The sequence below is a fragment of the Terriglobus sp. 2YAB30_2 genome (assembly GCF_052114765.1).
Classification (GTDB): domain Bacteria; phylum Acidobacteriota; class Terriglobia; order Terriglobales; family Acidobacteriaceae; genus Terriglobus.
The window spans coordinates 559,318-585,151 of the sequence record NZ_JBFRFJ010000002.1; the positions used below are offsets into that span (position 1 = coordinate 559,318).

Genomic DNA, 25,834 nt, shown 5'->3' on the forward strand with positions numbered 1-25,834 from the left:
GGTTCCGTGCAACGAAAAGGCTGCCATCAATGGCAGCCTTTTCGGTACGGCGGAAATGCTTATTTCATGACGGCATTGCAGAAGAGACCGGACCAGTCGACAACGCTCTCGGCAAAGACACCGGTGATCTTGTCTCCCATGCCTTCCAGGCACGCCATCTGCACAGCGAAGTTGCCGATCGTAGAACTCTCGACCGCGCCGCGATGCACGTCGAGGCCAGTAGCCTCCGCGGTGAGACGGTTGAGAAACTCATTCTGACTGGCCCCGCCGACAATGTAGAGCCGCCTGAATTTCTTGCCGCTATGGAGCGAGATACGATCCAGCACCTTGGCATATCGCGCAGCGAGCGAGTAGAAGATCAGATTCGCGATAACCGGGGCTCCTGCTGACGAAGTATCGAGAGCCGGCAGTCCTTTCTTCGCACGCTGTGCGTTAATGCGCTCGGGCATCCGCTCGGGCAGCAGCAGGTCTTCATCATCCACATCGAGCAGGGCGTCGGGCTTGCCAATCTGCTCTGCAGCCTTTATCAGGTCCGCAATGTTCCATGATTTCCCTTCTGCCGCCCAGTACGCCATGGATTGCTCCATCAGCCACATGCCGTTGACGTTCTTATGGAAGCAGATCCGGCTTCCCACGGCTCCGAGGTTGGTGAAATTGTCGGCCTTAACGGCGTCGCTGTTCCGGGGCTGCTCCAGCAGCGTACCAACCAGGGACCATGTTCCCGAGCTGATGTAAGCCCAATCACGGCCGGAGGCAGGAATGCCCGCGATGGCCGAGGCAGTGTCGTGGCATCCGGGAGCAATGAGCCTGGTTCCCTTGAAGGCCGGCAACTCGGCGAGCGGGCCGCGGACTTCGCCGAGATCCGATCCCGGAGGAACGATCTTCGGTGCGGAAGCAAGATCCAGGCCGACGGCGGTAAAGATCTCATGGCACCACTGCGGACGGTACAGCTCCACCAGTTGTGTGTGCGTAGCGTTGGTCAGCTCGGCAACACGAGCTCCTCCCCATCGCGAGAGGAAGTACTCCGGCAGATTCATCCACTGATCGCCTTCAGGAAGGCCGGCGAGTTGATCGGCATGAAGCTGGTAGAGGGTATTGATGCGGATGAGCTGAATACCCGTCAGCTCACGCATGCGATCGGGACTGCAGCGACGATGCACAGACTTCTCGGACTTGATCGTCCGCTCATCGCGATAGCAGTATGGATCACCAAGAGGATTGCCCGACGTGTCTACACGCACGTAGTCGACGGCCCAGCCGTCCACAGCGATGGCGCGCACACCTTCGGTAGCGATCTCAGCCGCCTTGCGTAAACCGGCTTCGAGTCCCTCGGTAATCATTGTCAGGTCCCAGAACAGGCCGCCGTTGACCTCACGCGGCGCATTGGCGAAGCGATGCACCAGGGAGATCTGCGGTTTGTTCTCAACCCACCGAAGCAGAGAGACCCTACAGCTACCCGCGCCAAGGTCAACTGCAACCAAGGCGCGGGTATCGGAAGGGCGAAGGGTTTTAGGTGCGGTGCGTCTCAACGGAGATAAGCCTCCACCAGACCGCCATCGACCGGAATCAGATGGCCAGTGGTTACCGGAGTCTTTGGACCAGCCAGGAAGAGGATCGCCTCGGCGCAGTCCTTCGGATCGATCGGGACGTGAGTCAACGTGCGCTTCGCATAGAAACCAGCCAACTTGTTGCGCAGGCCGTCATCCGTCTCGTTCTCTTCGAAAGCGATGTTGTACTTGGCGAGCGACGCCTTCACGCGATCGCGCGGGAACATCGTTGATCCCTTCACAACCGTTGCCGGGCTGATGCCGTTGACACGGATCTTCGGCGAGTAGGTAACAGCAAGCTCACGCACCAGGTGGCTGAGCGCCGCCTTGGAAACGTCATACGCTTCCGTTCCCTTCTTGGCAACGACTGCATTGGCAGAGCTGGTCAGCACCATGCTGCCATCCAGTCCCTGCTTCGCCAGGACCTTCTGCGCCTCATCGGTGAGCAGATAGTTCGCCGTGACATTGATCTCCAGCGTCAGAGCCCACTGTGCATCGCTGACGACGCCATCAGGCGAGGACGGGAAGATAGCCGCGGTGTTGATCAGGATATCGAGACCGCCGAACTTCTCGATGGTGACATCGAGAGCTGCGCGAATGGCATTGCGGTCGCGAATATCAATGGAAGCGAAGGTGACGACTTCCTTACCGGCGATAGCCTTGCACTCTTCAGCAACCTTCTCAGCTCCGGTGACATCTCGGTCAGCGACGACGACGTGTGCTCCGCGCTCGGCAGCCAGCAGCGCGACCTCACGGCCAATACCCGAACCACCACCGACCACCAGAGCGACGCGGCGGCTCAGCTCCTTCTCAGGAGGCATGCGGCGAATCTTGGCTTCTTCCAGGGCCCAGTACTCGATGCGGAAAGCCTCGCTGGGCGGCAGAGCCACGTAGTTCTCATAGACGGTGAACTCAGCGGCTCCGGCCGCCGGACCAGCCTGCGGAACATCGATGCAGTCGATTCCCGAACCGAGAGCGCCCGCACCCTGCATCACATGGATGGCATTGGTATAGAACTCACCGGTAAGGCGGGATTCAGTCTTGTTCTTACCGAAGGTAAACATACCGACGCCGGGAACCAGCACCACTGTGGGGCTGGCATCGCGCATCGCAGGCGACTCAGGCAGAGCATGCTTCTTGTAGTACTCGGCATACTCATCACGATAGGTCGCAAGCGTGGAGTCGACCAGAGCTTCCAACTCCTTCGGGTCGCCTGCGGGATTCCACTCGAGATACATCGGTCGGATCTTGGTGCGGATGAAGTGATCGGGGCAGCTCGTACCCAGATGAGCCAACTTCTTGGCCTGCGAGGAGTTCACAAACTCCAGCACGTCCGCGCCCTCAAAGTAGGTACCGATCCAGCGCTGCTTGCGCGAAACGGCGCCGCGGATCACCGGGAAGATCTTCTTCGCGATGTCAGCGCGATCATCACGGCTCTGGAACGTTGCTCCGCCGAAGGCCGGAACGTTTTTCGCAACAGCGTGCTTCTCGATGAACTGGCCGATCTGATCGATGATCGTGATGGTGTTCAGGTAGCTCTCACGCTGTGTGTTACCCCAGGTGAACAGACCGTGCCCGCCGAGGATGATGCCGTCGCAGCCGGGATTTGCTTCCACAGCGCGCTTCAGCATCATGGCCAGCTCAAAGCCAGGACGCTGCCACGGAACCCACGCCAGCTTGTGACCAAACTCCTTATTGAACTGCTCCATCTTCTCTTTGCCGTTGGATGAGGCAGCGAGAGCAATTCCCCAGTCGGGATGCAGGTGGTCGACGTGCGGGAAAGGCAGATAACCGTGCAACGGGGTGTCAATGGAGGCGGCGACAGGATTGTTGCCAAAGGTGATCAGCGGATACATCGCGACCATCTCGTCTTCGCGAGCAACGCCGGGATAGATCTTCTCCATGCTGAGCAGGCGATCCATGTAGAGCGTGGCGAAGCCGGCGCGCTTGATGCTGCCCAGGTCGCCGCCCGAACCCTTCACCCACAGCACCTTGACCGTCTGGCCGGTCAGCGGGTCTACCTGATCGATCTTCGAGCTGGTATTGCCACCGCCAAAGTTGGTGATGCGCAGGTCCGAGCCCAACAGGTTGGAGCGGTAACGGAGCAGCTCCGGTTCATCCAATTTCGACGCGATTGAGTCGTCCCAACGATCTTCCAAGAACTTTAGACCTGACATCTTTCCCTCTGTTTCGATTCGCTTTTGTGGATTGCGCGCCTGGCGCGACACGGTGATTCTACACGCGAAAATACAGGTAAATCCTTGCGATGGGCCAATCTACACCCGTCCCCGGCAGCGTGTCATGCGAGTGGTTTGCAATCGTCAGCCCTTGCCTGAAAAATGCCCAACATTGGTCAGACCACAGACAGAAAGATATGACAGGGTGGCCGCGGTGGTATTTTTTCGGATTGCTCCGTGTCCGTGCCGCCGAGACCGATAAACGCGCAGATCTCTTCGACAGAGGAATTGTTCCTGAAATCCCGGATAGCTTGTAGAGGAGAGCTGCGGCTGGTCAACCAGTGATGAGGAAAAGATTTTTCGAAAAAATTCTCGAAGCGGTGCTGTGATCCGATCTTCGCGGCAGAGATTCGCGAAAACGCGAATGCCCGCTCACGCCGTGCATGAGCGGGCATCGACTGCTTCGGGACAAGGAAAATGCGCTAGTCGAGCACCAGTACGACATCCAGGAAGCGTGGACCGTGGACACCCTTGATGCGGGTCATCTCGATATCGGCCGTAGCAGACGGACCGGAAAAGAACGTAATGGGAGCGGTGTTCCAGGTTTGCAGCAGGCGCATCGCCTCCGGCACCGTCTTCACCACAGCACTCGCGAAGACAACGCAGAGGTGATAATCCGGCACCAGTGTGATGGCGCGGCGCCCCTGCCCTGAAGTGTTGCGGACAACGATGCTGCCGGTATCGGCAATAGCGACAGTACAACCGGTCATCACACCGTCTACGAGATCCAGTTCGCTGAAGGGCAATTCGCGATCGACAACGAAGTCGACTCCCTCATTGGGCAGCCATGCAGGCTCCATCCCCTCAGGAATCGCCATCCTCGACTTACCGCGCTTTTCAAGAAGAGCTTTGACAACACCAGCGATCTCGCCGGGAACACAGCGCTCGACGGTTGCATCGTAGTCCAGCAGCCGGTCTTCCAGAAGATGAAGGATCTCCTCACGGCCAAGCGTCGAGCCGACAAGGAAGCTGCGTGGAATCTGCTGCCAGGCAGTCGCCTTGTCTCCGAAGCCCGCTGGTTTCACGGCACGGATCTTCTCAAGAATCGCAGAGCGGGCATCAGCCATTGCGGCCCTCCTTCTTGTCGCGCTTTTCCCACCACTCGCGGAAAGTCTCATCGGGCATGGCCTGCAGATCGCGGGCCTGTGTCCATCCACCCAGCATGCCGGGCAGCCAACCGATCCAGCCTTCCCGGTTCACCAGCGGCTTCTCGGCGGTACGGCCGAACTTCTGTGCCGCGCGGAAACGTGCTTCGCTGCGGAAGATGTTGGCCATCACGCGCATCGCAACCGCTTCGGGGTTGAGCGTGCCGAGACCTTTGGTCTGCTTCTCCACCACCTTGTGGCGCAGGTGGATCAGCACCTCAGGAATGTTGATCTTGACCGGGCAGACCTCGTAGCAGGCGCCGCAGAGAGACGACGCATAAGGCAGGCTCTCGGCATGATGCAACTCCTGCAACTGGGGAGTCAGGATGGCGCCGATCGGGCCTGCATACACACTGCCGTAAGCGTGGCCGCCGGTCTGGCGATAGACCGGGCAGGCATTCTGGCACGCTCCGCAACGGATGCAGTGGAGCGTCTGACGTCCCTCTTCGTCGGCAAGAACCTCGGTACGAGCGTTGTCCATGATGACGACGTGGAAGTTCTTGGGTCCATCACCCGCGTGCACGCCCGTCCAGATCGAGTTGTACGGGTTCATACGCTCGCCGGTGGCGGAACGTGGCAGCGTCTGCAGAAAGACCTCGAGATCCTGGAAACGCGGAATCACCTTGTCGATGCCGGCAATGGTAATCAGCGTTTCCGGCAGTGTAAGGCACATACGGCCATTGCCTTCACTCTCGACGATACAGACACCGCCGGTCTCGGCAATCAGATAGTTAGCACCGCTCACCGCCGTCGGCACCGTAAGGAACTTATGGCGCAGATAGGAACGTGCGGCTTCGGCAAGATCGGCGGGAGTATCGCCGAGGTCTTTGAGCCCCATTTTCTGCTTGAAGATTTCACGGACCTGGTGCCGGTTTTTATGCAGCGCTGGGACGACAATATGCGACGGCTGATCCTCACCGAGTTGAATGATCAGTTCAGCGAGATCGGTCTCAACCGGCATGATGCCGGCGGTTTCCAGCGCATTGTTGAGGTGGATCTCCTCCGAGGTCATCGTCTTGATCTTGATGACCTCCTTTGCACCAGCCTCCCGCGCAAGGCGGGTTACGATCTCGCAGGCCTCTTTGCCGTCGCGAGCCCAATGCACGTGACCGCCGGCTTTGGTGCAGTTTCGTTCGAACTCTTCCAGGTACTGATCCAGATAGCGAAGTGTGTGCTGACGAATCTGGCTGCCGCTCTCGCGCAGGTCCTGCCAGTCATCGCGCTCTTCGACCATCCGCTTGCGCTTCGCCTGAATGACATCGGTAGCGTGACGCACATTACGGCGCAACTGCTGGTCACCAAGAGACTTCTTTGCCGCCTTCGGGAAGGCCGGCGACGTTGCCGGGTCGAGCGGAATACGGCTCATTGCCCTGCCTCCTCACCGGCGAGAATCTCTGCCAGATGAATGGTATGCACGCCGGCCTTCTGGCGGTGCAGCGAGCCCTCCATGTGCATCAGGCACGAGTTGTCGCATGCGGTACAGACCTCGGCGCCGGTCTTCAACACGGAACCGAGCTTCTCTTCCAGCATGGCCATCGAAGTCTCGGGATTTTTGACGGCGAAGGTTCCTCCGAAGCCGCAGCAGCGATCGAGGTTCTCGATCTCGACGAGTTCCAGGCCCTTCACGTTGCGAAGCAGGTCCATCGGACCGTCCTTGATTCCGAGATTACGGAGACCGTGACAGCTTGCGTGATAGGTGACCTTGTGCGGATAGTAAGCGCCGACATCTTTCAGACCGAGACAGTCGGTAAGGAACTGCGAGAACTCCCACACCTTCGGCAGTAACTGCTTCAGCTCTGCCTTCAGCGTCTCGTCCTTTAATTGCTCCGCCATCAGCGGATAGTGATCTTTCATCATCGCAACGCAACTGCTCGAAGGCACTACTACAGCTTCCGCATCACGAAACTGATCGACAAAACGCTGCACCAGCGGAAGAGCTTCCTTCTGATAGCCGGTATTCCAATGCATCTGCCCACAGCAGGTCTGGCCGGCAGGAAACTCCACCGTATGCCCCAACCGCTCGAGCACGCGTACAACCGCCTTCCCTGTTCCGGGAAAGAGCGTGTCGTTATAACAAGTGATAAAGAGTGAGACCCGCAGAACGCCTCTCCTTGTTCCAACGGCATATGCTCCAAGGGTTCATGCAGTGCATGGCACCGATCGCCAACACTGTCTTGTCCTGGAACCAGTCGATAGGAACGAGTCAATCTTACTTGCAGTGACTACTTTTTGGCAGGCGCAGCAGGCAGTGTGTAGATGACTTCCCCGGGACGTGTGTAGTGAAGTTCTTCCCTTGCCTGGTGCTCAATCGCACTTGGATCATTCTGCAGACGCTCGATGTGACCAGACATCTGCTCGTTCTCTTTTTGCAGACGCTTAAGCTCTACATCCAGCTCCCTGGCTTCACGCTTCTTCTGCTCATATATGGTCAGACCATTCTGGCCGAAGATGACGTGATATCCGAGCGAAATCGCCAAACCCACCGCCGCGACGGTCGCAAGTTTGCGGCGGCCGCTATAGAGCCGCTCGCCCGCGCCGATCAATCTGCTCCAGAGGCTGGAAGAGTTCCGCATACAGTTCCAGAAGTATCGACGGCCATCGCCGCGGTCAAGCAAAACTCTCTCCCCGGAACCTGGGTAGGTACAGGGCGTGGAATACTCCTATGCATGACAGAGCCTGTTCTAGTTCTGACAACCGTTGGCACGCGTGAGACCGCGGAGGCGCTGGCGGACGTTCTGGTGCACGAAAACCTGGCAGCATGCGTCAGCATCAGCGGTCCTGTGCGATCGGTCTATCGCTGGCGGGGTTCCATCGAACGAGGTGAGGAGTACCAACTCACGATCAAGTCGCTCGGCACAAATCTCAGCCGGATCGACGAAAGAATCAACAACTTCCACGCGGAGCGTCCGGATGGATATTCCTTACCGGAGTTACTGGTCGTGCCACTGACGGGCGGCAGCGCGGCGTACCTTGCGTGGTTACGGGAGAACGCACAGCCCGGCTAGCCATGCTTTGGTATCCTTTCCTTTGTCCGATGCAGATTCTTTTTGCGGTCACCGTGCTTTCCGTCTGCGCTCTTCTATGGGCGTCCTGGGCTATTGCACGTCACGTCCGCAAGGCCGCTTCGGCGGGTCAAAAGCCTGGGAATCTGACCGCAGAAAATATTTTTGAACAGCACCACGATGTGTCGAACATCGAACACAAAGAGAGTGTTATATCGATGCGCCGCCAGCCGCACGGACGACCGTGGTCACCGAATGACGCGGGCGATCTGAGCGACCCGTACCAGCGACCGCGCTCCGTGCAGCGTCGCGCTGCACACTGACGACATCCGCAAGTCCACAGACACTAACCGCTGTATCCTTTCCAGAGGTCATCCGATTGTATGAGTAGTTCCGCCATTCGCGAGATCAGCATCGCGCACTCTCCTGATTCCGACGACGCATTTATGTTTTATGGCCTGGCGACGAACAAGATTCGTGTCCCGGGTTACAAGTTCAGCCATACGCTGACGGACATCGAGACCCTGAATCGGAAGGCCATGAACGAGGCCTTTTACGATGTGACCGCCATCAGCTTCCACGCATATCCCTATCTGCAGGACAACTATGCGCTGATGGCCTGCGGCGGCTCCGTTGGCGATGGCTACGGTCCGATGATCGTGGCCCCGAAGAAGCTGACCACCGATGAGGTCAAGAAGCTCAAGATCGCTGTTCCGGGCACGTTGACGACAGCCTACCTGGCACTGAAGCTCTTCGCTCCTGAGGTTGAGACGGCAACGATTCCCTTCGACGAGATCATTCCGCGCGTCGCCGGCGGCGAGTTCGAGGCCGGGCTCATTATTCACGAAGGGCAGCTCACTTACGGAAACAGCGGTCTGCATAAGATTCTGGATCTGGGTCAGTGGTGGCGTGAGGAAACCAATGGGCTGCCGCTGCCTCTCGGCGGCAACGCAATTCGCCGCTCGCTTGGCTCGGATGTCATGAAGACCACGACCCAGGCGCTGCGCGACAGCATTCAGCACGCCCTCGACAACCGCGAAGAGGCGCTGCAGTATGCCATGCAGTTTGCGCGCGATCTTGATACCAGCCTGGCGAACCGCTTCGTTGGCATGTATGTAAACGAGCGTACTCTCAACTACGGAGACGATGGACGAGAAGCGATCAAGAAGCTGCTCGAACTCGGCTACGAGCGCGGCATTATTCCTCACAAAGCCAAAGTTGATTTCATCGACTAGAACGACACACTTATGGTCAACGACGATCTAAAAATCGAGATACCTACCCTCGGGCCCGCATCCTTGCCCGGCATCAAGGTCGCTATCCTTGGCGCCGGCAAGATGGGCGGCATTCTGCTGCAGGCCTTCCTGAAGAACAACCTGCTGCACCCGGAACAGATTGTTGCCACGGTGGCACACCCGGAGCGCGCGCAGGCGCTCTCCGTCCAGTTCCAGGTGGAGGTCACGACCGATAACCTGGCTGCCGCCAAAGTGGCCGACATCATCCTGGTCGGCGTAAAGCCGACTCAGGTTCCGACACTGGTCGAAGAGATCAGGCCAGTACTGACGCCGCAGAAGCTGATCGTCTCGTTTGCTGCCTCGGTTAAGACCAGCGCAATTGAAGAGGCTGCCGGAATGAATATCCCGGTGATCCGTGCAATGCCAAACACGCCCTCCATGCTGGCTGCTGGCGTGACGGCGCTTTGCCCAGGACGCTTTGTCTCCAGCGATCAACTCGTAACGGCACAGAAGATCTTCAACACGGTAGGACGTTCCGTCATTGTTGACGAAAAACACATGGACGCGGTAACGGGTCTCTCCGGCTCCGGTCCGGCGTATGTCTACATCATCGTAGAGGCGCTGGCTGAGGCCGGCGTAAACGTCGGCCTGCCCCGCGACGTGGCTACGCTGCTTGCGGCGCAGACAGTCTTTGGCGCCGCGCGTATGGTGCTGGAGACCGGATACCATCCTGCCCTGCTCAAAGACCAGGTCACAACCCCCGCAGGCTGCACCGTGGACGGCATTCTAGAACTGGAAGAGGGCGGACTCCGTGTAACCCTCATCAAGGCCGTAAAACGGGCTACAGAGCGCGCCAAGCAGCTCGCTGCCGGCTAAGGACGACTTGAAGGAAAGAAGAAGGGCAGCCCCGAGGGGCTGCCCTTCTCTTGTCGTAAACCGCAGTTACTTCTTGCGGGCCGGAGCGTGATGAACCGGAGCCTTGGCAGCCGGCTTGGCAGGGGTCTTCTTCGGAGCTTCCACCATAGCGTCCTTCATGATGATCATGACCGGAACAGCCTGCCCGGGGCTCTGAGTGTAGGAGTCATAGGTGCCGGCGATGACGATCTTGTCGCCGACAGCAGGGACCTTCGTGAGAGGCTCCTTCAGATTGAAGGTGAAGTCGGCAGCCTTCGATTGGACGGCATCATCGGAGACAGAACCCTTGATGACCGACCCCGTCGCTTCAACGACCACGACATCAGGAATCTTTACGTCCTTACCCTGCAGCACAGCCCACATCTTATCGGCATCTTCCTTCTTGCCGTAAGCCAGGATGAACTCGCGGTCGCTGAGAGCCAGCGTCGAGAGGTCCGGGGTGGAGGAGATGGTCTGGGCAACGATATCGGCGGGCGAAGGAGCCGGATCGATCTTGAAATCAGCCGGAGGATTCAGGCTGCTCTTCACAGCGGCCTGCACGGTCTCATAACCATCGGCCTTGCCGTGGTACTTGGTGTAGCAGTACTTGGCAGTAGGAGCGTACTGGCTCTTGTAAGGCTCTGGAGCGATCTCGACGAAGCGAGTGGTGTACCAGGTGCAGTTCACATAGTCAGGCGGGGTGGACTGCAGATAAGCCAGGCCGAGGAAGAAGGTGTCCTGCAGGAAGGGCCCGGGAGTAGCGGTCTGCTCGACCGGAACTGCAGCCAGCTCCTTCTTGTAGTTGTCGATGGCGGTGGCGGTGTCCTTCTTGTTGAGGGCGGCAGAAGCGATTGCGCTGTACAGGTAAGGAGTAGCCTGCTTGATCATCGCATCCCAGGTTGCCTGGTCGATGTCCTTACCCTTGGTCGCGCTCAAAGCCTTCTTGGCGGCATCGGCTGCCTTGTCGAGCTCAGCCTGCTTCTCGGCCGGATCAGACTTCTGATCGGCCATGGTCTTGTGGAGACTCATCTCCATCGTGAGGGCGCGCAGACTCTGCGGATTGACCTGCAGCAGCTTGTCAGCGGCAGAGAGCACACCCGGAGCGTCGTTAAGCTGACCGTAGGCGCCCATGATGAGCTCCAGGACGCTTTCTTTCACGGTGCTCTGCGGATACTTGTCGAGGTATGCCTGCAGCGCGGCAATCTTGGCTTTCGGATCGGCAGTCTTCGTAGCCGCATCGTAAGCGTTGTACTCTTCCTGCGACATCTGCACGCCGCCACCCTGGGCTTGGCCCACGTTGGCCGTTGCTGCCACCAGGGCGATAGGGGAGACCGCAACTGCAGCGGCCGCCAGGAACGAGGCGAACAAAACCTTCTTCATTTTGATAAGGCTCCTAAGTACTCTCAAAATCTACTGTGCGATGTCTATGAAGGTACAGCAGGGAGAATTTCCCTATGGACCAGAGGTTCACTGCACGACAGCGATTGCGCGCTGCGCCGCTTCGCCCTGCCATAGGGGGTTGATGCGGATTATAAGAAGCTCGTTGCTCTCTGGCAAGAGGACGGAAAGAGCCGGACGTGGCGAAGAACTGCGGCATATCCTGCACCGTCACAGTGGTTTGACCACCTTGTAACGGGACCATGACAACCTATAGACGCTCCCGGTCGGCAAACTGTCACTGAGAGCGCGTGAGATGGGCCAGCGAAACGGCTGAAGCGGAACGATTCCCTCCCTGATAGGACCTTTTGACTGCATGCGGCGCCCATTTGTGGGGTTACGGCCGTTTTATCCACAAAATCTTGGGTTGCACTTGTTGATTCAGGCAGCCCGACATGCCCACAATTGATATGAGGCTCTAGAACGTCCAATGTTCAAGGACGCTCACGGCCTGTTTCGTTCGGAGGCACCCATTCCATGCTCAAGTTGAAGCGCATTCAGATTCTCGGCTTCAAGTCCTTCTGTGATCGCACCGAGGTTCAACTCGCCGGCAACGGCATTGCGGCCATTGTTGGCCCGAACGGTTGCGGCAAGTCGAATATTTCGGACGCCATTACATGGGTACTGGGCGAACAGTCAGCCAAGAGCCTGCGCGGAACCAAGATGGAAGATGTCATCTTCGCCGGAACCCGCGACCGCAAACCGACAGGCATGGCCGAAGTCTCTCTCACGCTGGTAGACCCCGAGGTTTATGACGGCCATTTGCTGGCGCCGGGCGAGACGCCCGAGATCGAGATCGAAGACGAGCATCCGGAAGACAACGGGGCTATCAAGCCCAACGGCGACTGGGACGAAGCTGCCCTGCGCGCTGAGCGTGCCGCCGACACCGAAGCCGCGGTGCTGGAAGCGCAGCCAGGTCAGGTAATCGATGGTGAAGCGCATCCGCAACAGCAGCTCGAAGGCATTCCCGAAGCCGATGCGGCCAACAATGTGGTACTGAAGATCCGCCGTCGCAAGTTCAATCGTGCTCCGGTACGCGCTGGCGAGATTACCGTCACCCGCCGTTTGTTCCGCTCCGGCGAGTCCGAGTACCTGATGAACGGCAAGATCTGCCGCCTGCGCGACATCCAGGATGTCTTCATGGGTACGGGTCTCTCTGGCGAGAACTACGCGATCATCGGTCAGGAGCGCATCGGTCAACTGCTGAGCTCCAAGCCGTTGGACCGCCGGGCCATCCTCGAAGAGGCCGCCGGCGTTACACGCTTCAAGACCAAGAAGCGGCTGGCTGAGCTCCGCCTTGAGGCTGCCAAGCAGAACCTTGCCCGCGTCAATGACATCTTCGACGAAGTCACGCGCCAGATGGCCAGCCTGAAGCGCCAGGCGGCCAAGGCAGAACGCTATGTGGCCCTGCGCGATGAACTGCGCACCAAACTGCGGGTTGTGCTGGCAAGTAAGCTGGCGCAGATGGACGCCGAACAGGCGAATACGGCCCAGCAGATCGCCTCTCTGACGGAAACGATCGATAGCCAGGCTGCAGAGTTCGAGACCCTGGACGCCGAGGCCAGCACCGGCCGCGCCCGCGGCTATGAGCTGGATGCCGCCATCCGCGAAGCGGGTGTCCGCTCCAACCAGACTGCCGTTGAGCTGGAGCGCGTGGTGGCTCGCACAGCCTCGAATACCGACCGTATCTCCGAGCTGGAAACACGTCTTGAGACCGGCAACGCCGAGCTCGCCCAGATCCGCCAGCAGATGGAGACTCTGGCCGCCGAACGTGCCGAGACACAGTCGTTCCTGGAGTCGGCAACGGCTGAGGCCGCTGGCGCCCGCGAGCTGGCGCAACAGAAGCAGGCTGAAGCTCAGGAAGCGGTGCGCGCCGTAGGCTCCTCAGAGCGTGAAGCCGAGGCGCATCGTCAGCAGGCCATCCAGTGGATGCAGCGTACCTCGCAGGCCCATCGCGAAGAGGCCCAGGCAGCCGAGTCGCTGGCAGGCCTGGAGCGCGAAGCCGAGCGCCTGACCGCCGAATCAGAGACGGCCCGCCAAGAGCTTGAGGCGCTGGGGCAGCGTCGTGGACAGGTTTCGATCGAGTTTGAGTCGGCCACCGATCGGCTGCAGCGCCTTGAAGCCGAGATCGCCGATCTGCGCATTCAGCTTGAGAGCAAACGGTCAGAAGAGTCTGAGACCAAGCGCCGTGGCGACCAGCTTCGCGCCGAGGTTGCCACCCTGCTGGGCCGCCGGAACTCACTGGAAGCCCTGATCCGCGAGCACAGCTATTCGACGGATACGGTCCGTAACATCTTCCGCCACAATGCCGCCACCAGCACGGTTGCGCCCATCGGAACTCTCGCCGACTTTCTGGAAGTCGATGGCCAGTATGAGCAGGTCGTCGATGAGTTCCTGCGTGACGAGTTGAACTACATCGTCGTCAAGAGCTGGGACGCCGCCGACCAGGGCATGCAGATGCTGCGGTCGGATGTTGAAGGCCGCGCGACCTTCCTGGTGCATCCTCCGGACTCACAGGCTCGGTTCCCTTTCACCGCGGGCATGGAATCCACGGCGAACACCACCGGGCACACCGGCATTGTGCCGCTGAAGAACTGCATCCGCGTATTGAACGGTTTCGGCAAATCGCTCGAGGTGGTCCTGCCGAAGCTGCGTGAGGGATATGTCACTCCGGACTCTTCCACGGCGCGTGACCTTGCGCTGCAGAATCCGGATGCCTTCTTCCTTTCACCATCCGGCGAGACCTTCCATAACGTTACGGTCACCGGCGGACGTCCACGCGGCGAAGGCCCCCTGGCGCTGAAGCGCGAGCTGCGTGAGATTCAGACCAAGCTGGAGGGGCTTGAAGCCGAACTCTCGCAGACCGAGATTCATGCCGCTACCCTGGCCCGTCAGATCACTGAACTGTCACAGCTTCTGGAGCACAAGCAAGCTGAGCGCCGCGAAGCCGAACGTGAGTCTGCTAACCAAGGCGCGGCCCTGCGCCAGATGGAGTCGGAGGCTGCCCGTATTGAGCGTCGCCTGGCCGAATGGCAGCTCTCTGTCGAGCGCAACCGCGAAGCCCGCAATGCCAAGCAGGACCTGATTAGCCGCAAGCAGGAAGAGGCTGCAAAGTACGAGGCCGAGCGCGCCTCTGCCGAAGGCCGTATCGCCGAGTTCACGGCACGCATGGACGAGCTGCGTCTGAGCCGCGAGGTGCTGCAGTCTGAGGCCGCCGCAGCCTCAGCGCAGCTCGCCGGCCTGGAAGAGCGCCGTCGCAATGCAACGGCTGCCTTTGAACAGAACCAGCGCATGTTCAACGGCCAGCAGCAACGGCTCCTCCAGATGGAACAGCAGCTTACGTCCGGAGCTACGGAGAAGCAGCGCCGCGAAGAGGAAAACCTGCAACTGGCCGAGCAGCAGACCGTGCTGGCAGCTCAGCGAGAGCAGGCAATCTCCGAACAGCAGACACTCACCTCCGAAGCGACAGCGCTACGCGCCTCGCTGACTGAGCTTGAACAAAAGCTGAAGACGCTGCGTATCGAAACCGATGCTCTGCGGGAAAAGCGCAGCGCACTCACAGCACAGGCAGCACGTCTGAGCTCGGACATCGAGCATCTCGAAGCACAAACCATGGCGGACCTGGGTGTCGAGGCAGCGGAGCTGCGTGCTGACGAACTAACGCTGCGTATCAGCGGAGATGAGCTTACCGCAGCCGGCGAAGAGACAGGGAACCTGAAGCAGAAGCTCGAGAACATGGGACCGGTCAACATGATGGCCCTGGAAGAGTTTGCCGAGACCGAGCAGCGCCACGGCTTCCTCGAAAGCCAGCGTAAGGATCTGTTGGATTCGATCGAGAACACCCACCAGTCAATCAAGGAAATCGACGAGGTCTCGCGCACCAAGTTCGAAGAGGCCTTTACACAGATCAACGAGAACTTCTCAACCACCTTCACCAAACTGTTCAATGGCGGCCAAGCCATGATGAAGCTCACCGATCCGGACAACATCTCCGAGAGCGGTATCGACATCATCGCTTCGCCTCCGGGCAAGAAGCTGCAGAACATTTTGCTGCTCTCAGGTGGAGAAAAGGCCCTTACCGCGTTCTCCCTGCTGGTCGGCATCTTCCTCTACGCTCCGGCGCCGTTCTGCATCCTGGACGAAGTCGATGCGCCTCTGGACGAAACCAACGTTGGCCGCTTCGCCAAGCTGGTAAGCGAGATGTCGGCAAATACACAGTTTGTGGTGATTACGCACCATAAACGCACCATGTCAGAAGCCGACATGATCTACGGCGTCACGATGCAGGAACCGGGCGTCTCGCGCATTGTCAGCGTGAATCTGAACCGGGCAGACCGGACAACGAACGCAGCCTAAATACAAGCAACAAAATGACAAAGGGCCTCCATCGCGAGGCCCTTTGTTTTGTCTCGTTGAGATAGGCATCCAAACCCTGCTGCGATCCAGCCATCCAACGTAGATGCATGTTGCTGGATGCCCAACCCGAGCCGAGGAGTCCTTCGGCGCCGCAGTACGTATGGGACATGGTCAACCGGTCTCCGCTGCGATCTCTATGGAACCTAGAAGGCATCAGCCTGCGTGTTGTGCTGCGACGAACCGCGCGATCGCTCCTGAAAGATGACTTGTTAGGCCGTTCGGCACAGCTGGCGTATTACTTCCTGTTTGCAGTCTTCCCCGCGCTCATCGCAACCAGTTCGCTGCTCGGCATTGCGGCCAAATCCGCAACAGGGTTTTACATGCAGATCCTGCAATATCTCGCCAAGGTGATTCCGCCGGAGGCATTCGACCTGGTGCTGCACACCTTCGATCAGACGACGGCACATTCCACCACCGGAAAGGTCACCATCGGCTTGCTGGCAGCGCTGTGGTCTGCCTCCGTCGGTGTTTCAGCCATGCAGGAAGCCTTAAATTCGGTTTACAACATCCGGGAATCGCGCTCGTATCTGCGGGCTCGCCTCTCCGCCGTGGTGCTGACAGTCGTGATCTCCATCATGCTTACCTTCTCTTTGTCGTCAATGCTGGGAGGTGACCTGCTCGGCCACTGGTTTACGGCGACGATGGGCCTTCCCGCAGTGGTGGGCTGGATGGCGCGCATTCTCGGGTATGCTGTCGGCGGTTCATTCCTGGCATTGACGATCGCCTCGCTGTACTATTTCGCGCCAAACTTCAAGGTTCGCGCCTGGCGATGGCTTACACCCGGGGGAGCACTCGGCATTACCTGCTGGCTGACGGCCTCCATTGGGTTGAGAACCTATCTGCATTTCTTCAACAACTACTCGGTGACCTACGGCTCTCTGGGAGCTGTCATCATCCTGCTGACGTGGTTTTACCTGACAGCCCTCACAATCCTGCTGGGAGCAGAGTTCAATTCAGAGCTGGAAGCGGCAATTGCCGAACGCAAGCTGGCGCGAGAGCAGCTCTCGCATCCACCTAAGCCGAGGAATGAGGCCGCCTAGAACAGATCGACGCAGCGGTATCTTCCCGCCTCGAAGTAACCACTTGATACACTCATGTTTTCCCATATGCATCAAGCACTTCTTCAAACCGACCTGCCTCTACCGCTCACTGCTCGCGGTAAGGTGCGCGACATTCTGGCGGTCAGCGACCGTGAACTCCTGTTCGTTGCAACCGACCGCATCTCGGCATTCGATCATGTGCTCGGCTCGGGCATTCCTGACAAGGGTAAGGTGCTGACGCAGCTCTCTCTCTTCTGGTTCGAGCACCTGAAGGAGGTCGTCCCCAACCATCTGATTGCAGCCGACGTCGCCAAGTATCCGTCTCCATTGCCGGACTATGCCACGCAACTTCAGGGGCGCTCGATGCTGGTAAAGCGAGCTGAGATGTTCCCAGTTGAGTGTGTCGTTCGCGGATACATCTCCGGCTCCGGCTGGAAGGACTACCAGAAGACCGGCATGATCTGCGGCATTCCTCTGCCCAAAGGGCTGCGCGAGTCCGACAGGCTACCGGAACCGATCTTTACCCCCGCAGCCAAGAACAACGTGGGGCACGACGAGAACATCTCGTTCGAAGAGGTGATCCGGGTGGTCGGGCAGGAAACCGCCACCAACCTGCGTGACCTGACCTTGGCCATCTATGCCAAAGCCTCCGCTCATGCCGAATCGAAGGGGCTGATCCTGGCGGATACGAAGTTCGAATTTGGCGTAAGCGACGGCGCCATCACGCTGGCGGACGAGGTGTTGACGCCGGACTCCTCCCGTTATTGGCCCGCCGATCTGTACTCTCCCGGCGGGGCGCAACCCTCCTTCGATAAGCAGTATGTGCGCGACTACCTGGAATCGATCCACYGGAACAAGCAGGCTCCGGCGCCCGCTCTGCCGGAGGAGGTCATCGTCAATACCCGCGCGAAGTACCTCGAGGCGTATCAACGCATCACCGGCCACCCTCTTCAGGCGTAGCCAAATTGAGGTGTAGCCAAAGAGTCAACAGCTAAATCCGCCAGCTATCACTCAAAATAAAAGTGATGACTCCGGTGGACTACGCCATCGTCGCTCTGCTTGCCTGGTCGGTGATTGCCGCCTTTCTGCGTGGCCTCATCCGGTCACTGTTTTCTTTGGCAGGCATCGCGGTCGGCATCGTGCTGGCGGGTATGTACTATCCGCAGGTCGCGGCTGTTCTGGCTCGATGGATCACGGCACGGCCAGCCGCTGAGACGGCGGCATTTCTGATCATCGCCTTTGCGGTTATGCTGCTGGCAACACTGGCCGGCCTTGCCATCCGCAAAAGCTGTGAGGCCGTTGGACTTGGCATGGCTGATCGTCTGGGAGGAGCCTGTTTTGGATTCCTGCGGGGTTGTCTGGCCGTTACGGCAATTGTCATGTCCGTTGCGGCTTTTTTGCCCAAATCGACCCTGTTTCGCCAGTCGTACCTTGCTCCCTATTTCCTAACCGCATCGCATGGGGTATCCTTCATCGTGCCAACTGATTTTCAGCAGCGCGTGATGAACGGTGTCTCGCAACTCAAAAAAGAGGCCGCTACGGTCTCCCGACATCGGTAAGAGAACGACTGTAACTTTGAATGAGGAAGAAATGAAGCGAGAACTTGAGACTCTAGTCGCACAGATGCACAATGCAGGAATCAGCTATACCGACGCTGTGCGCGAGTTCAAGAAGCGCTACATCCTCGAAGTGCTTGCGCATCATCGCGGCAACCAGTGCAAGGCCGCGGAAGAGCTGGGCATGCACCGCAATACACTCTCCCGTACGCTGGCCGAGCTGAACATGGACTCGAACGCCATCCGCAATGGCCTCCGCCGTCCCGTGCGCAGTGAGCGCAATGTGGAGCGGCCGGCATTCAATGTTGTTGTCGGCGCACGCTAGAGCGTTTTTCCTGTAGGTCTTGCGTAGGGCTTCTGCATTCATGGGCGTTTTCCGCAATGAAAACGCTGCAACACTCCTTTATCGGGATACCAAGCAACAGGAAAAACACTCTAATCCCTTTCTTTCGCGTCTAACTCTTCGATGAAGCATCTTCGCATCACCGTGGCCGCAGTTTTGTTTGCGGGCGCCGCGTGGTCGTACGTCGGTGCGCAGACTCCCGCGAAACCAGTCTCGGCAAAACAGGCCAGGAAGGCTGCCGATTCTTATTTGGACGGTGCGCGGGCACTGGACCGGAACGATCTGGTTGCCGCCGAAAAAGCCTTCGCCCGGGCTTTCAAGCTGGATCCCTCCAAGGCTGAATATGCCGCCGCCGCGCTAACTGCCCGGGAACACCGTGTCACAGGGCTCGTACAGCAATCAGCCAATGCCGGACTTTCGGGGAACCTGACGGATGCATCCCGCCTTCTGGAACAGGCACGTGCCCTTGCCCCGGACAATCCTATCGTTACGCAGCATTTCGCCAACCTTGACACTACGCCGCGTGTTGAGGCGGTGCCGACTTTGCCTGCCGATGCGGTGCCACAGCTTGCCGGTCCAATCTCCCTGGCCCTCAAAAACACTCCGATCAGCCTGCACCTGCGGGGAGGGGCCCGCGAAGCCTACATGGCAGCCGCCAATCAGGCCGGCCTCCGCGTTATCTTTGGCAACGGCCTCAGCGGCGAGCAGACGAAGATTGATCTCGACGGCCTGACCTATCAGCGTTCTCTCGATATCCTTGGCCAGCTCTTCCACACCTTCGCCGTTCCCATTGACGAACACACCATCATCGTCGCCGGCGATACCCTGGAGAATCACGACCAGTACGAGCATCTCTTTCAGGAAACGGTGTATCTTGCCGGCCTGAACAACACGCAGATGACCGAGCTGGGTAACGTTGTGCGCCAGGTCTTCGATATCAAGCTGGCGACAGTCCAGGTAAATTCAGGAAACCTGGTGGTACGAGCACCGCAGCAGTCCATCAACGCCATGAATGCCGTGCTCAGCGACCTTCTGGATGGCGGAAGCGAAGTTGTCTTTGACCTGAAGGTCTATTCCCTGGACACCTCGCGTACGCGGAATGTAGGCATCATTCTTCCAACGCAGCTCAGCGCTTACAACCTTGCATCACAGGCGCAGAGCATCATTTCGTCCAATCAGAGCCTGATCAATCAGCTCTATGCAGCCGGCATCTTCACTTCGTCGACAACACCGACACAGATTGCGCTGTACCTGTTGGCTTCGGGAGTTGTGAGCTCCAGCTTGCTGACCAATTCGTTCCTCGCGGTTGGCGGAGGCCTGACGACTACTGTCCTTTCTGCCGGACTCACACCGATACTGAACCTGGGTTTCACGTCATCTGATTCACGTGCACTGGATGACGTGATGCTGCGTGTCCGCGACCGAGAGCAATCGACCTTCCGCGCGGGAACGCGCTATCCGATCGCTACCTCTCTTTATTCGGACCTCACTTCGTCGGCATCATCAACAGCCTCATCCCTGCTGGCGCAGTATCTTGGAACCAACTCCTCCTCATCGAATCTGCTAAGCAACGCCATTCCGCAGATTCAATACGAAGACCTGGGACTGACCCTCAAGGCCGAGCCGACCATCCAGAAGACCGGGGACATTCACGTCAAGATGGACTTCAAGATCGAGGCCTTGGCTGGAACCTCGCTGAACGGCATCCCTGTACTCGCAAGCCGTCAATATGCATCAGACGTCACGACACATGACGGAGACACCATCATGCTGGTCTCGGCCATGTCGGAGCAGGAGGCGTACGCGGTAAGCGGCTTGCCGGGGCTGAGCGAGCTGCCTGGCTTCGGCAGCACCACAAACAAGCAGAGCTCACGCAGCAAGAGCGATCTGGTCATTCTGTTGACGCCCCACATCGTTCGCAACCGCCGCAAAGGAAATACAGGCCCCCTGGTTCCGATCACCGTTTCCAACAACTAAGTCACGGGCGGACTTGATTGATTTCGCCCCAATCGATATAGTTGTTCTTGGAACGGGCGGGAGTAGCTCAGTGGTAGAGTGCTTCCTTGCCAAGGAAGATGTCGCGGGTTCAAATCCCGTCTCCCGCTCCAATAAAGTCCCTCCACTGCTGTCAATCCCTACAGCATTCGGCGCGGTACCCAAGTGGTAAGGGAGAGGTCTGCAAAACCTTTATGCGTCGGTTCGATTCCGACCCGCGCCTCCAAACTCCCCAACAACTTAGCGACTTACGAAAATCCTCCAGCCGACGCTAAGCTCCAATAGAAAAACTCCCTCGTACAGATCCCACTGGATATCCCTTCCAAATGCCTCCAGAGCACTTCCCTGTTTCTGGGGTATGACGGAAGAGACGTGTAGCGGCGTTTTCATTGCGGCAAACGGCCATAGATGGGGAGCCTACACTACATCCGCAGATGCTCTAGCCTGGAACCGGCTTCCAGTTACAAACTCTTTTGGGCTGCGGTCCGACAGGCTGCTCCTATTTACTGATTCTGAGATTGTCGAATTGCACTCTCGACCAATCGCTCCCAAAGCCAACCATTCCTGAAGAGTGTGCGGTATCTTGAACCACTGCAAGTTGCTTCCCGTCTAAGAGCGCGGTGATTGAGGCTCCCTGAAACTGCAGCTCTATTCGATGCCACCCTTGTCCGATATCAATATGTCCCTGAGCAAGAGCCGTCGGAGCATTCTTGAATCGCGTCGAAAGCAGTGACCACATACCATTCGCTTCCATCTTGAGAACATAAGCGCTTGGATACATAGCCTTGTGGTCCTGGAAGACATCCGCGGAATCTATCCGCCCAAGTAGCGTTGCGACACCATTCTTAGGCACCGTTACATCGATACCAATTTTGTAGTCGCTCCACTTGATGTCACCTGCGATGGTGAATGGATCAGGCCGTGGCGACCAGGGAGTTGGCTTTTCCGTGATCTTCTGTTGCAGGCAGTGGCCGGTGCGTCCGTCACATGCAGCCGCTTCAAATGCGCCGTCCTGATCGCTCAGATACTTCGCAGTGCGACCGATTTCTACTGCTTCAAAATCGTCAGCATAAGGGAAAGGAAATGCCGCAGCTGCAGGCGGACGGCTTGTACCGCGATTTTGGCCGATAGTTGTCGTGATGGTATAGATGGAGCCCGGTTCAAAGTCATACGTCAATCCGCCGTCTTTCACGGGAATAGCAGCAACCTGTTCAAACGTCTTTGTTGCATTCGTCTGCCAGACAAACGCGGTCTCGTTGCTTAGTCCCCTGCCCACCTGCAGTGTGACGTGTTGCATACGGTTCGCGGACGTGGTCTCCAGGACGACGCTCCAATCAGCGGGCTTGTTCCCTGCCAGAGGAGCGTGCATCGCGACATAGGTGCCGCTATCGCCAGGCAAATAGCCTGTCGCAGTATTCATGTACTTCCATCCCGGGTCTACAAACTGTGTCGTATGCGCCGTTACCCAGATCGTGGATTGCACCTCGTAGTTTCCCGACCACGGCGTATTGGCATACATCAGACCGGAGTTCGGCGCTGCAAGGAGATCGTAGTACGAGGTGATTGGGCTCCAGATTTCGGTTTTGGTGAAGTGCCCCTTGATGTAGTTCTCGTTGTAACGCCGCGCCAGGATACGCCCTCCGTGAGCCCAATCTCGCGCGATGAAGGGACCGCTGCCAGGGTTTGGTTGATCTTCACTGGACCAGACGCGGCGTGGAGTGTCCTGAATCGCTGCCGGTGCAATTCCTGGAACCTCGGCAGGATAATGTACGCCAATCACGTCGACAGCTTTATCCAGCACCGGATCCGCGTTCACTTTATCCAGTACCGTATACATGCCGGAATTCGGAGTCAGGTCGCAGCAAACGATCTTGGTCTTCAGGCCATGCTGGTCAAGCACCGTGCGCAGCAACTTTACCCATTCATAGTCGGGCCGGCGCTCGTTCCATGCTCCGGTGTATTCAATGTTCAGACCTTGTTTCTGAGCTCCCGCCAGGAAGTCTGCAATGTATTCCGCCATATCCTTGCTAAAGAATTCACCATGTCCCACCCAACCAGGCGCGCCCCAGGCCAGCGTATCCAACACAATTGCCGGGTTGCGCTTTCGTGCTTCCTTCATCAACCACCATTCATACCCGCGAGAATAATCATGGTCAGCTGCTGATCGCATGTGGCTGGGCTCGGAACCATCCGTGGAGTTGACGTCCGAGCCTATTTCAACTTTCAAATGCTGTAGCGAAGCCCCGAACTTCGGCTTGAACAGGAAGTCCAGGATCTCTGACCTCTGCGGTTCCGGATAGTCAATCAGCAGGCGGGAACTGGCTCCGGCACTCACAGCGCCGAGTCCTTCAAACACCTTACCTGGGCTGGTTGCGTCCAGGCGAATCGTCGTCTGTGCCGCACAATGCATTCCGGACAGAAGTCCGGCTAAAGCAGTTAGGACAAAAAGACCGCGGTGCGTGACATTCATAGTGCCTTATTTTAGAAGAACCCATTTCAGATACTGCATCTGGATCAAAACTGCAATGGCTTACGCTCATTCACTTTTCGCAAATAATGCGATAGCTCTAGGGGTTGCGGAGGATGACGCCACCACACGATTGGTCGTCGAAAGTGTATTGCAGAATCTCTATGTAGTTATGTCGACCTAGTCGGCAAAAGAGTCCCCCTCTTCAAAGAATTAAATATGACAGTTCATGACTGAAGCCTTCGTTGTCAGTCATGAAAAGATGCGCGGCTATTGTCCGCTTTCCTCCACAATCGAAACTCCCCACGGAGCAAGCTCCAATACCTGTCCGTGATTAATCTGCTTTCCTGAGAGAAGCTCACTTCCCTTTTGATAGGCATAGCTCGCCTGCTGCTTGTCCTTCGAATAGTTCAGGAAGTAGTGGACCGGATGTCCGTTCTGCAGGATTCCGCTACGGACAATCAAAGGAAAATGAGAGCCAGGCAGCGACTCAACCCCGGCTCGTTTCGCAGCATCTCCAAGAATCTTTTCAGCCATCGCATCCGTCGGCATGAATCCCAGATATGTGACTTCACCCTTGCCATAGCTGTTGCGCGTTACGGCGGCGTACGCGGGCCACGACGAGTGCTTGTAGCGAGCAAGGACGGTTGCGGTGGTAGGTTTCAGGAACTCCATCCACCAGCGGGCCTTATTGTCCTGCTCTCCGACACCGAACGGATCACCATCCAACGTGACACCCTCCGGAATTGCGAACTCGCTGTATTTCACGCCTGCTGCCTCAGAGATTCCACCAGGCTGTGAGGCGTAGCGCACCTTCGTGTTCTCGTCGGAAAAACCGCTCTTGAAGGTGTAGACGAGGTGACCTCCGGCTTTGGCGTAGCCATTCAACTTCGCGATCTCCGCATCACTGGCCGAGTACAGCGCGGGCACAAGGATCAATTTGTAGTCGCTCAGCGGGACGGTCGACGACGGAGAGATGAGATCCACCTCTACGTTCATGCGGTAGAGCGAGTCGTAGAGAGAACGAAGCACCTGGTTGTAGCCGATGCCGCCGTCGGTATTGATGCGGAATGCGTCGAAGCCATCGAGCGCCGTATTGCTCACATATACCGCAACCTGATTGTGCTTCTTCATATTGACGAGCTTGCTTCCGAGCCGCTGTAGATCGGCGCCGATGGTCTTTGCTTCGTCGTAGGTCGGGTTGGGCTGGTAGTCCTGCGTGAGCACTCCTCTCCAATAGGTTTCGATCCCATTGGCAGTTGTGGCCCAGTGCCAGTACTCCACCATGTTGGCGCCGGAGGCGATGTGGCTGAAGGCCTGCAAACGAAGCTGGCCGGGATAAGGTGTCCAATTCGGAAACCCCTGCGCCTCGGTCTCCATAAGAAGGAAGTTCTTCCCGTTCTTCATGGAGCGGGCAACATCGCCGCCAAACGCAATCCCCGTGCCGGTGAGCTTGTCCTGGCTCGGGTAGTAGATGTCGATACCGGCGACATCGAGCGCTTTGGCGGCCTCCCAATGGTTCACTTCGGGTTGGACGCCATAGGAGTAACCCTGCCAGCTTAGATCGAAGTTCTGCGTGATGAACTGCCCCGGCCGGTAATGTGCGCGCACCAGTCCAGCCTGCCAGGCAAGGTACTCCGTTACCAAACCCCGCTGAAATTCTGAAAATGCATTCGACAGGCTGGCGTTAATCGAAGCATCTACCGAGGGAAAGTCCTCCCAGCGGTTGATGCGATTGCTCCAGTAATCGAGACCGAAGGCATGGTTGACCCCGTCCAGGCTCGGGAACTTACGCTGCATCTCCTTGACGAACGCCGCCTGCACATTCGCTCCGGTATTGCCGTATGCCTTCGTTTCATTGTCGACCTGGTACCCGATGACCGCCGGGTTGTCCTTAACGTGGTCCACCAGCGCAACAATCACCCGCTCGGCCGCTCGCCGGAACTCGGGATTGGTGATGTCCATATTCTGGCGGGGGCCATAGTGGGCCTGCCCCTCGCGGCGGACGACCAGGATCTCCGGGTGCTGGCGAGCCAGCCATGTCGGAATCGCATAGGTCGGCGTTCCGATGATGACCTTGATCCCGTTTCGTTGCATGGCGGCAAGTGTGCGATCGATGTGAGAGAAGTCGAAGACGCCGGGCTGGGGTTCCAGGGTGCCCCAGGTAGACTCCGCGATGCGGACGACCGTAATGCCGGCCGCCTTCATCATCCGAGCATCTTCTTCGACGCGGTCGACCGGGGTGTATTCGTCGTAATAGGCGACGCCAAAGAGGATCGTATCCGGCAGCTGAGCAATCGCCCGGGAAGCATGCAAGCCAGCCAGTACTAGAAGGGCGATCTTGCCGATTGAACCAAGTAAACGTTTACTTCCGATCATCTGGGTCTCCACTTTCCGGTTGCTGTTGCCGCCGTACCATCACACCAAATGAATGGCAGATGTGGCAAGCCTTTTGAAATCAGCTCCATCGGGCTCGCTTTCCCGCACAATGACAAAGCAAAAACAAGTCGCCCACACAGT

The 25,834-nt window shown here is 58.1% G+C and carries 18 protein-coding genes and 2 tRNA genes; 11 read left to right on the top strand and 9 right to left on the bottom strand.

Going from position 1 to position 25,834, the window contains the following annotated elements; translation table 11 throughout:
• Positions 1-59: 59 nt before the first annotated feature.
• The 6 genes from AB4Y89_RS04960 to AB4Y89_RS04985 form a co-directional block, all read right to left on the bottom strand.
• Positions 60-1,529, bottom strand: a complete 1,470-nt coding sequence (locus AB4Y89_RS04960) for a rhamnulokinase (protein ID WP_442299783.1) — start codon at positions 1,527-1,529, stop codon at positions 60-62.
• Positions 1,526-3,724 carry a bifunctional rhamnulose-1-phosphate aldolase/short-chain dehydrogenase gene (locus AB4Y89_RS04965; protein WP_442299784.1) on the bottom strand — a complete coding sequence of 733 codons (2,199 nt, stop codon included), beginning with the start codon at positions 3,722-3,724 and terminating at the stop codon, positions 1,526-1,528. The genes AB4Y89_RS04960 and AB4Y89_RS04965 overlap by 4 nt, the downstream gene beginning before the upstream one ends.
• Positions 3,725-4,206: 482 nt before the next feature.
• Positions 4,207-4,851 carry a LutC/YkgG family protein gene (locus AB4Y89_RS04970; RefSeq protein WP_442299785.1) on the bottom strand — a complete coding sequence of 215 codons (645 nt, stop codon included), beginning with the start codon at positions 4,849-4,851 and terminating at the stop codon, positions 4,207-4,209.
• Positions 4,844-6,295 (bottom strand): LutB/LldF family L-lactate oxidation iron-sulfur protein, encoded by a 1,452-nt coding sequence (locus tag AB4Y89_RS04975; RefSeq protein WP_442299786.1) that lies wholly within the window; start codon positions 6,293-6,295, stop codon positions 4,844-4,846. The genes AB4Y89_RS04970 and AB4Y89_RS04975 overlap by 8 nt, the downstream gene beginning before the upstream one ends.
• On the bottom strand, positions 6,292-7,029 hold the full coding sequence (locus tag AB4Y89_RS04980; protein WP_442299872.1) for a (Fe-S)-binding protein: 738 nt from the start codon (positions 7,027-7,029) through the stop codon (positions 6,292-6,294). Before AB4Y89_RS04980 ends, AB4Y89_RS04975 begins: the two co-directional genes overlap by 4 nt.
• A gap of 122 nt (positions 7,030-7,151) precedes the next feature.
• Complete coding sequence (locus AB4Y89_RS04985) at positions 7,152-7,544, bottom strand: FtsB family cell division protein (RefSeq protein ID WP_442299787.1); 393 nt, start codon at positions 7,542-7,544, stop codon at positions 7,152-7,154.
• A gap of 51 nt (positions 7,545-7,595) precedes the next feature.
• Between AB4Y89_RS04985 and cutA the strand changes: the two genes are divergently transcribed.
• From cutA to proC, 3 genes are all read left to right on the top strand, one after another.
• Positions 7,596-7,934 carry a divalent-cation tolerance protein CutA gene (cutA, locus tag AB4Y89_RS04990; RefSeq protein ID WP_442299788.1) on the top strand — a complete coding sequence of 113 codons (339 nt, stop codon included), beginning with the start codon at positions 7,596-7,598 and terminating at the stop codon, positions 7,932-7,934.
• Positions 7,935-8,314: 380 nt separating this feature from the next.
• Positions 8,315-9,166, top strand: coding sequence for a menaquinone biosynthesis family protein (locus AB4Y89_RS04995; RefSeq protein ID WP_442299789.1), 852 nt, complete (start codon positions 8,315-8,317; stop codon positions 9,164-9,166).
• 12 nt (positions 9,167-9,178) lie between these two features.
• The gene (gene proC, locus AB4Y89_RS05000; protein ID WP_442299790.1) at positions 9,179-10,042 is read left to right on the top strand and encodes a pyrroline-5-carboxylate reductase; all 864 of its coding nucleotides are present in this window, start codon (positions 9,179-9,181) and stop codon (positions 10,040-10,042) included.
• Positions 10,043-10,108: 66 nt separating this feature from the next.
• Here the strand turns inward: proC and AB4Y89_RS05005 are convergent, their stop codons facing one another.
• Positions 10,109-11,440, bottom strand: a complete 1,332-nt coding sequence (locus tag AB4Y89_RS05005; RefSeq protein WP_442299791.1) for a hypothetical protein — start codon at positions 11,438-11,440, stop codon at positions 10,109-10,111.
• A gap of 534 nt (positions 11,441-11,974) precedes the next feature.
• On the opposite strand from AB4Y89_RS05005, the gene smc reads away from it, so the two are divergent.
• The 8 genes from smc (at position 11,975) to AB4Y89_RS05045 (ending at position 21,073) form a co-directional block, all read left to right on the top strand.
• Positions 11,975-15,853: a chromosome segregation protein SMC gene (gene smc / locus AB4Y89_RS05010; RefSeq protein ID WP_442299792.1), complete on the top strand. Its 3,879-nt coding sequence runs from the start codon at positions 11,975-11,977 to the stop codon at positions 15,851-15,853.
• Between the two features lie 107 nt (positions 15,854-15,960).
• Positions 15,961-16,953 (top strand): YihY/virulence factor BrkB family protein, encoded by a 993-nt coding sequence (locus tag AB4Y89_RS05015; RefSeq protein WP_442299793.1) that lies wholly within the window; start codon positions 15,961-15,963, stop codon positions 16,951-16,953.
• Positions 16,954-17,019: 66 nt separating this feature from the next.
• Positions 17,020-17,913, top strand: a complete 894-nt coding sequence (locus AB4Y89_RS05020) for a phosphoribosylaminoimidazolesuccinocarboxamide synthase (protein ID WP_442299794.1) — start codon at positions 17,020-17,022, stop codon at positions 17,911-17,913.
• Positions 17,914-17,978: 65 nt separating this feature from the next.
• Positions 17,979-18,512 (top strand): CvpA family protein, encoded by a 534-nt coding sequence (locus tag AB4Y89_RS05025; RefSeq protein ID WP_442299795.1) that lies wholly within the window; start codon positions 17,979-17,981, stop codon positions 18,510-18,512.
• 31 nt (positions 18,513-18,543) lie between these two features.
• Positions 18,544-18,834, top strand: coding sequence for a helix-turn-helix domain-containing protein (locus tag AB4Y89_RS05030; protein WP_147648210.1), 291 nt, complete (start codon positions 18,544-18,546; stop codon positions 18,832-18,834).
• 141 nt (positions 18,835-18,975) lie between these two features.
• Positions 18,976-20,829: a hypothetical protein gene (locus AB4Y89_RS05035; RefSeq protein WP_442299796.1), complete on the top strand. Its 1,854-nt coding sequence runs from the start codon at positions 18,976-18,978 to the stop codon at positions 20,827-20,829.
• Positions 20,830-20,885: 56 nt separating this feature from the next.
• Positions 20,886-20,960 (top strand) — tRNA-Gly (locus AB4Y89_RS05040).
• Positions 20,961-20,998: 38 nt separating this feature from the next.
• Positions 20,999-21,073 (top strand) — tRNA-Cys (locus AB4Y89_RS05045).
• Positions 21,074-21,346: 273 nt separating this feature from the next.
• Here the strand turns inward: AB4Y89_RS05045 and AB4Y89_RS05050 are convergent.
• Positions 21,347-23,317 carry a hypothetical protein gene (locus AB4Y89_RS05050; RefSeq protein ID WP_442299797.1) on the bottom strand — a complete coding sequence of 657 codons (1,971 nt, stop codon included), beginning with the start codon at positions 23,315-23,317 and terminating at the stop codon, positions 21,347-21,349.
• A gap of 267 nt (positions 23,318-23,584) precedes the next feature.
• On the bottom strand, positions 23,585-25,693 hold the full coding sequence (locus AB4Y89_RS05055) for a beta-galactosidase (RefSeq protein WP_442299798.1): 2,109 nt from the start codon (positions 25,691-25,693) through the stop codon (positions 23,585-23,587).
• Positions 25,694-25,834 lie beyond the last annotated feature (141 nt).

Coding starts and splice junctions, on each gene's coding strand:
- AB4Y89_RS04995 (WP_442299789.1), top strand. CDS start 8,315: ATGAGTAGTTCCGCCATTCGCGAGATCAGCATCGCGCACTCTCCTGAT.
- AB4Y89_RS05015 (WP_442299793.1), top strand. CDS start 15,961: ATGTTGCTGGATGCCCAACCCGAGCCGAGGAGTCCTTCGGCGCCGCAG.
- AB4Y89_RS05005 (WP_442299791.1), bottom strand. CDS start 11,440: ATGAAGAAGGTTTTGTTCGCCTCGTTCCTGGCGGCCGCTGCAGTTGCG.
- AB4Y89_RS05025 (WP_442299795.1), top strand. CDS start 17,979: ATGACTCCGGTGGACTACGCCATCGTCGCTCTGCTTGCCTGGTCGGTG.
- AB4Y89_RS04965 (WP_442299784.1), bottom strand. CDS start 3,724: ATGTCAGGTCTAAAGTTCTTGGAAGATCGTTGGGACGACTCAATCGCG.
- AB4Y89_RS05055 (WP_442299798.1), bottom strand. CDS start 25,693: ATGATCGGAAGTAAACGTTTACTTGGTTCAATCGGCAAGATCGCCCTT.
- smc (WP_442299792.1), top strand. CDS start 11,975: ATGCTCAAGTTGAAGCGCATTCAGATTCTCGGCTTCAAGTCCTTCTGT.
- cutA (WP_442299788.1), top strand. CDS start 7,596: ATGACAGAGCCTGTTCTAGTTCTGACAACCGTTGGCACGCGTGAGACC.
- proC (WP_442299790.1), top strand. CDS start 9,179: ATGGTCAACGACGATCTAAAAATCGAGATACCTACCCTCGGGCCCGCA.
- AB4Y89_RS04975 (WP_442299786.1), bottom strand. CDS start 6,295: ATGAGCCGTATTCCGCTCGACCCGGCAACGTCGCCGGCCTTCCCGAAG.
- AB4Y89_RS05035 (WP_442299796.1), top strand. CDS start 18,976: ATGAAGCATCTTCGCATCACCGTGGCCGCAGTTTTGTTTGCGGGCGCC.
- AB4Y89_RS04970 (WP_442299785.1), bottom strand. CDS start 4,851: ATGGCTGATGCCCGCTCTGCGATTCTTGAGAAGATCCGTGCCGTGAAA.
- AB4Y89_RS05050 (WP_442299797.1), bottom strand. CDS start 23,317: ATGAATGTCACGCACCGCGGTCTTTTTGTCCTAACTGCTTTAGCCGGA.
- AB4Y89_RS05030 (WP_147648210.1), top strand. CDS start 18,544: ATGAAGCGAGAACTTGAGACTCTAGTCGCACAGATGCACAATGCAGGA.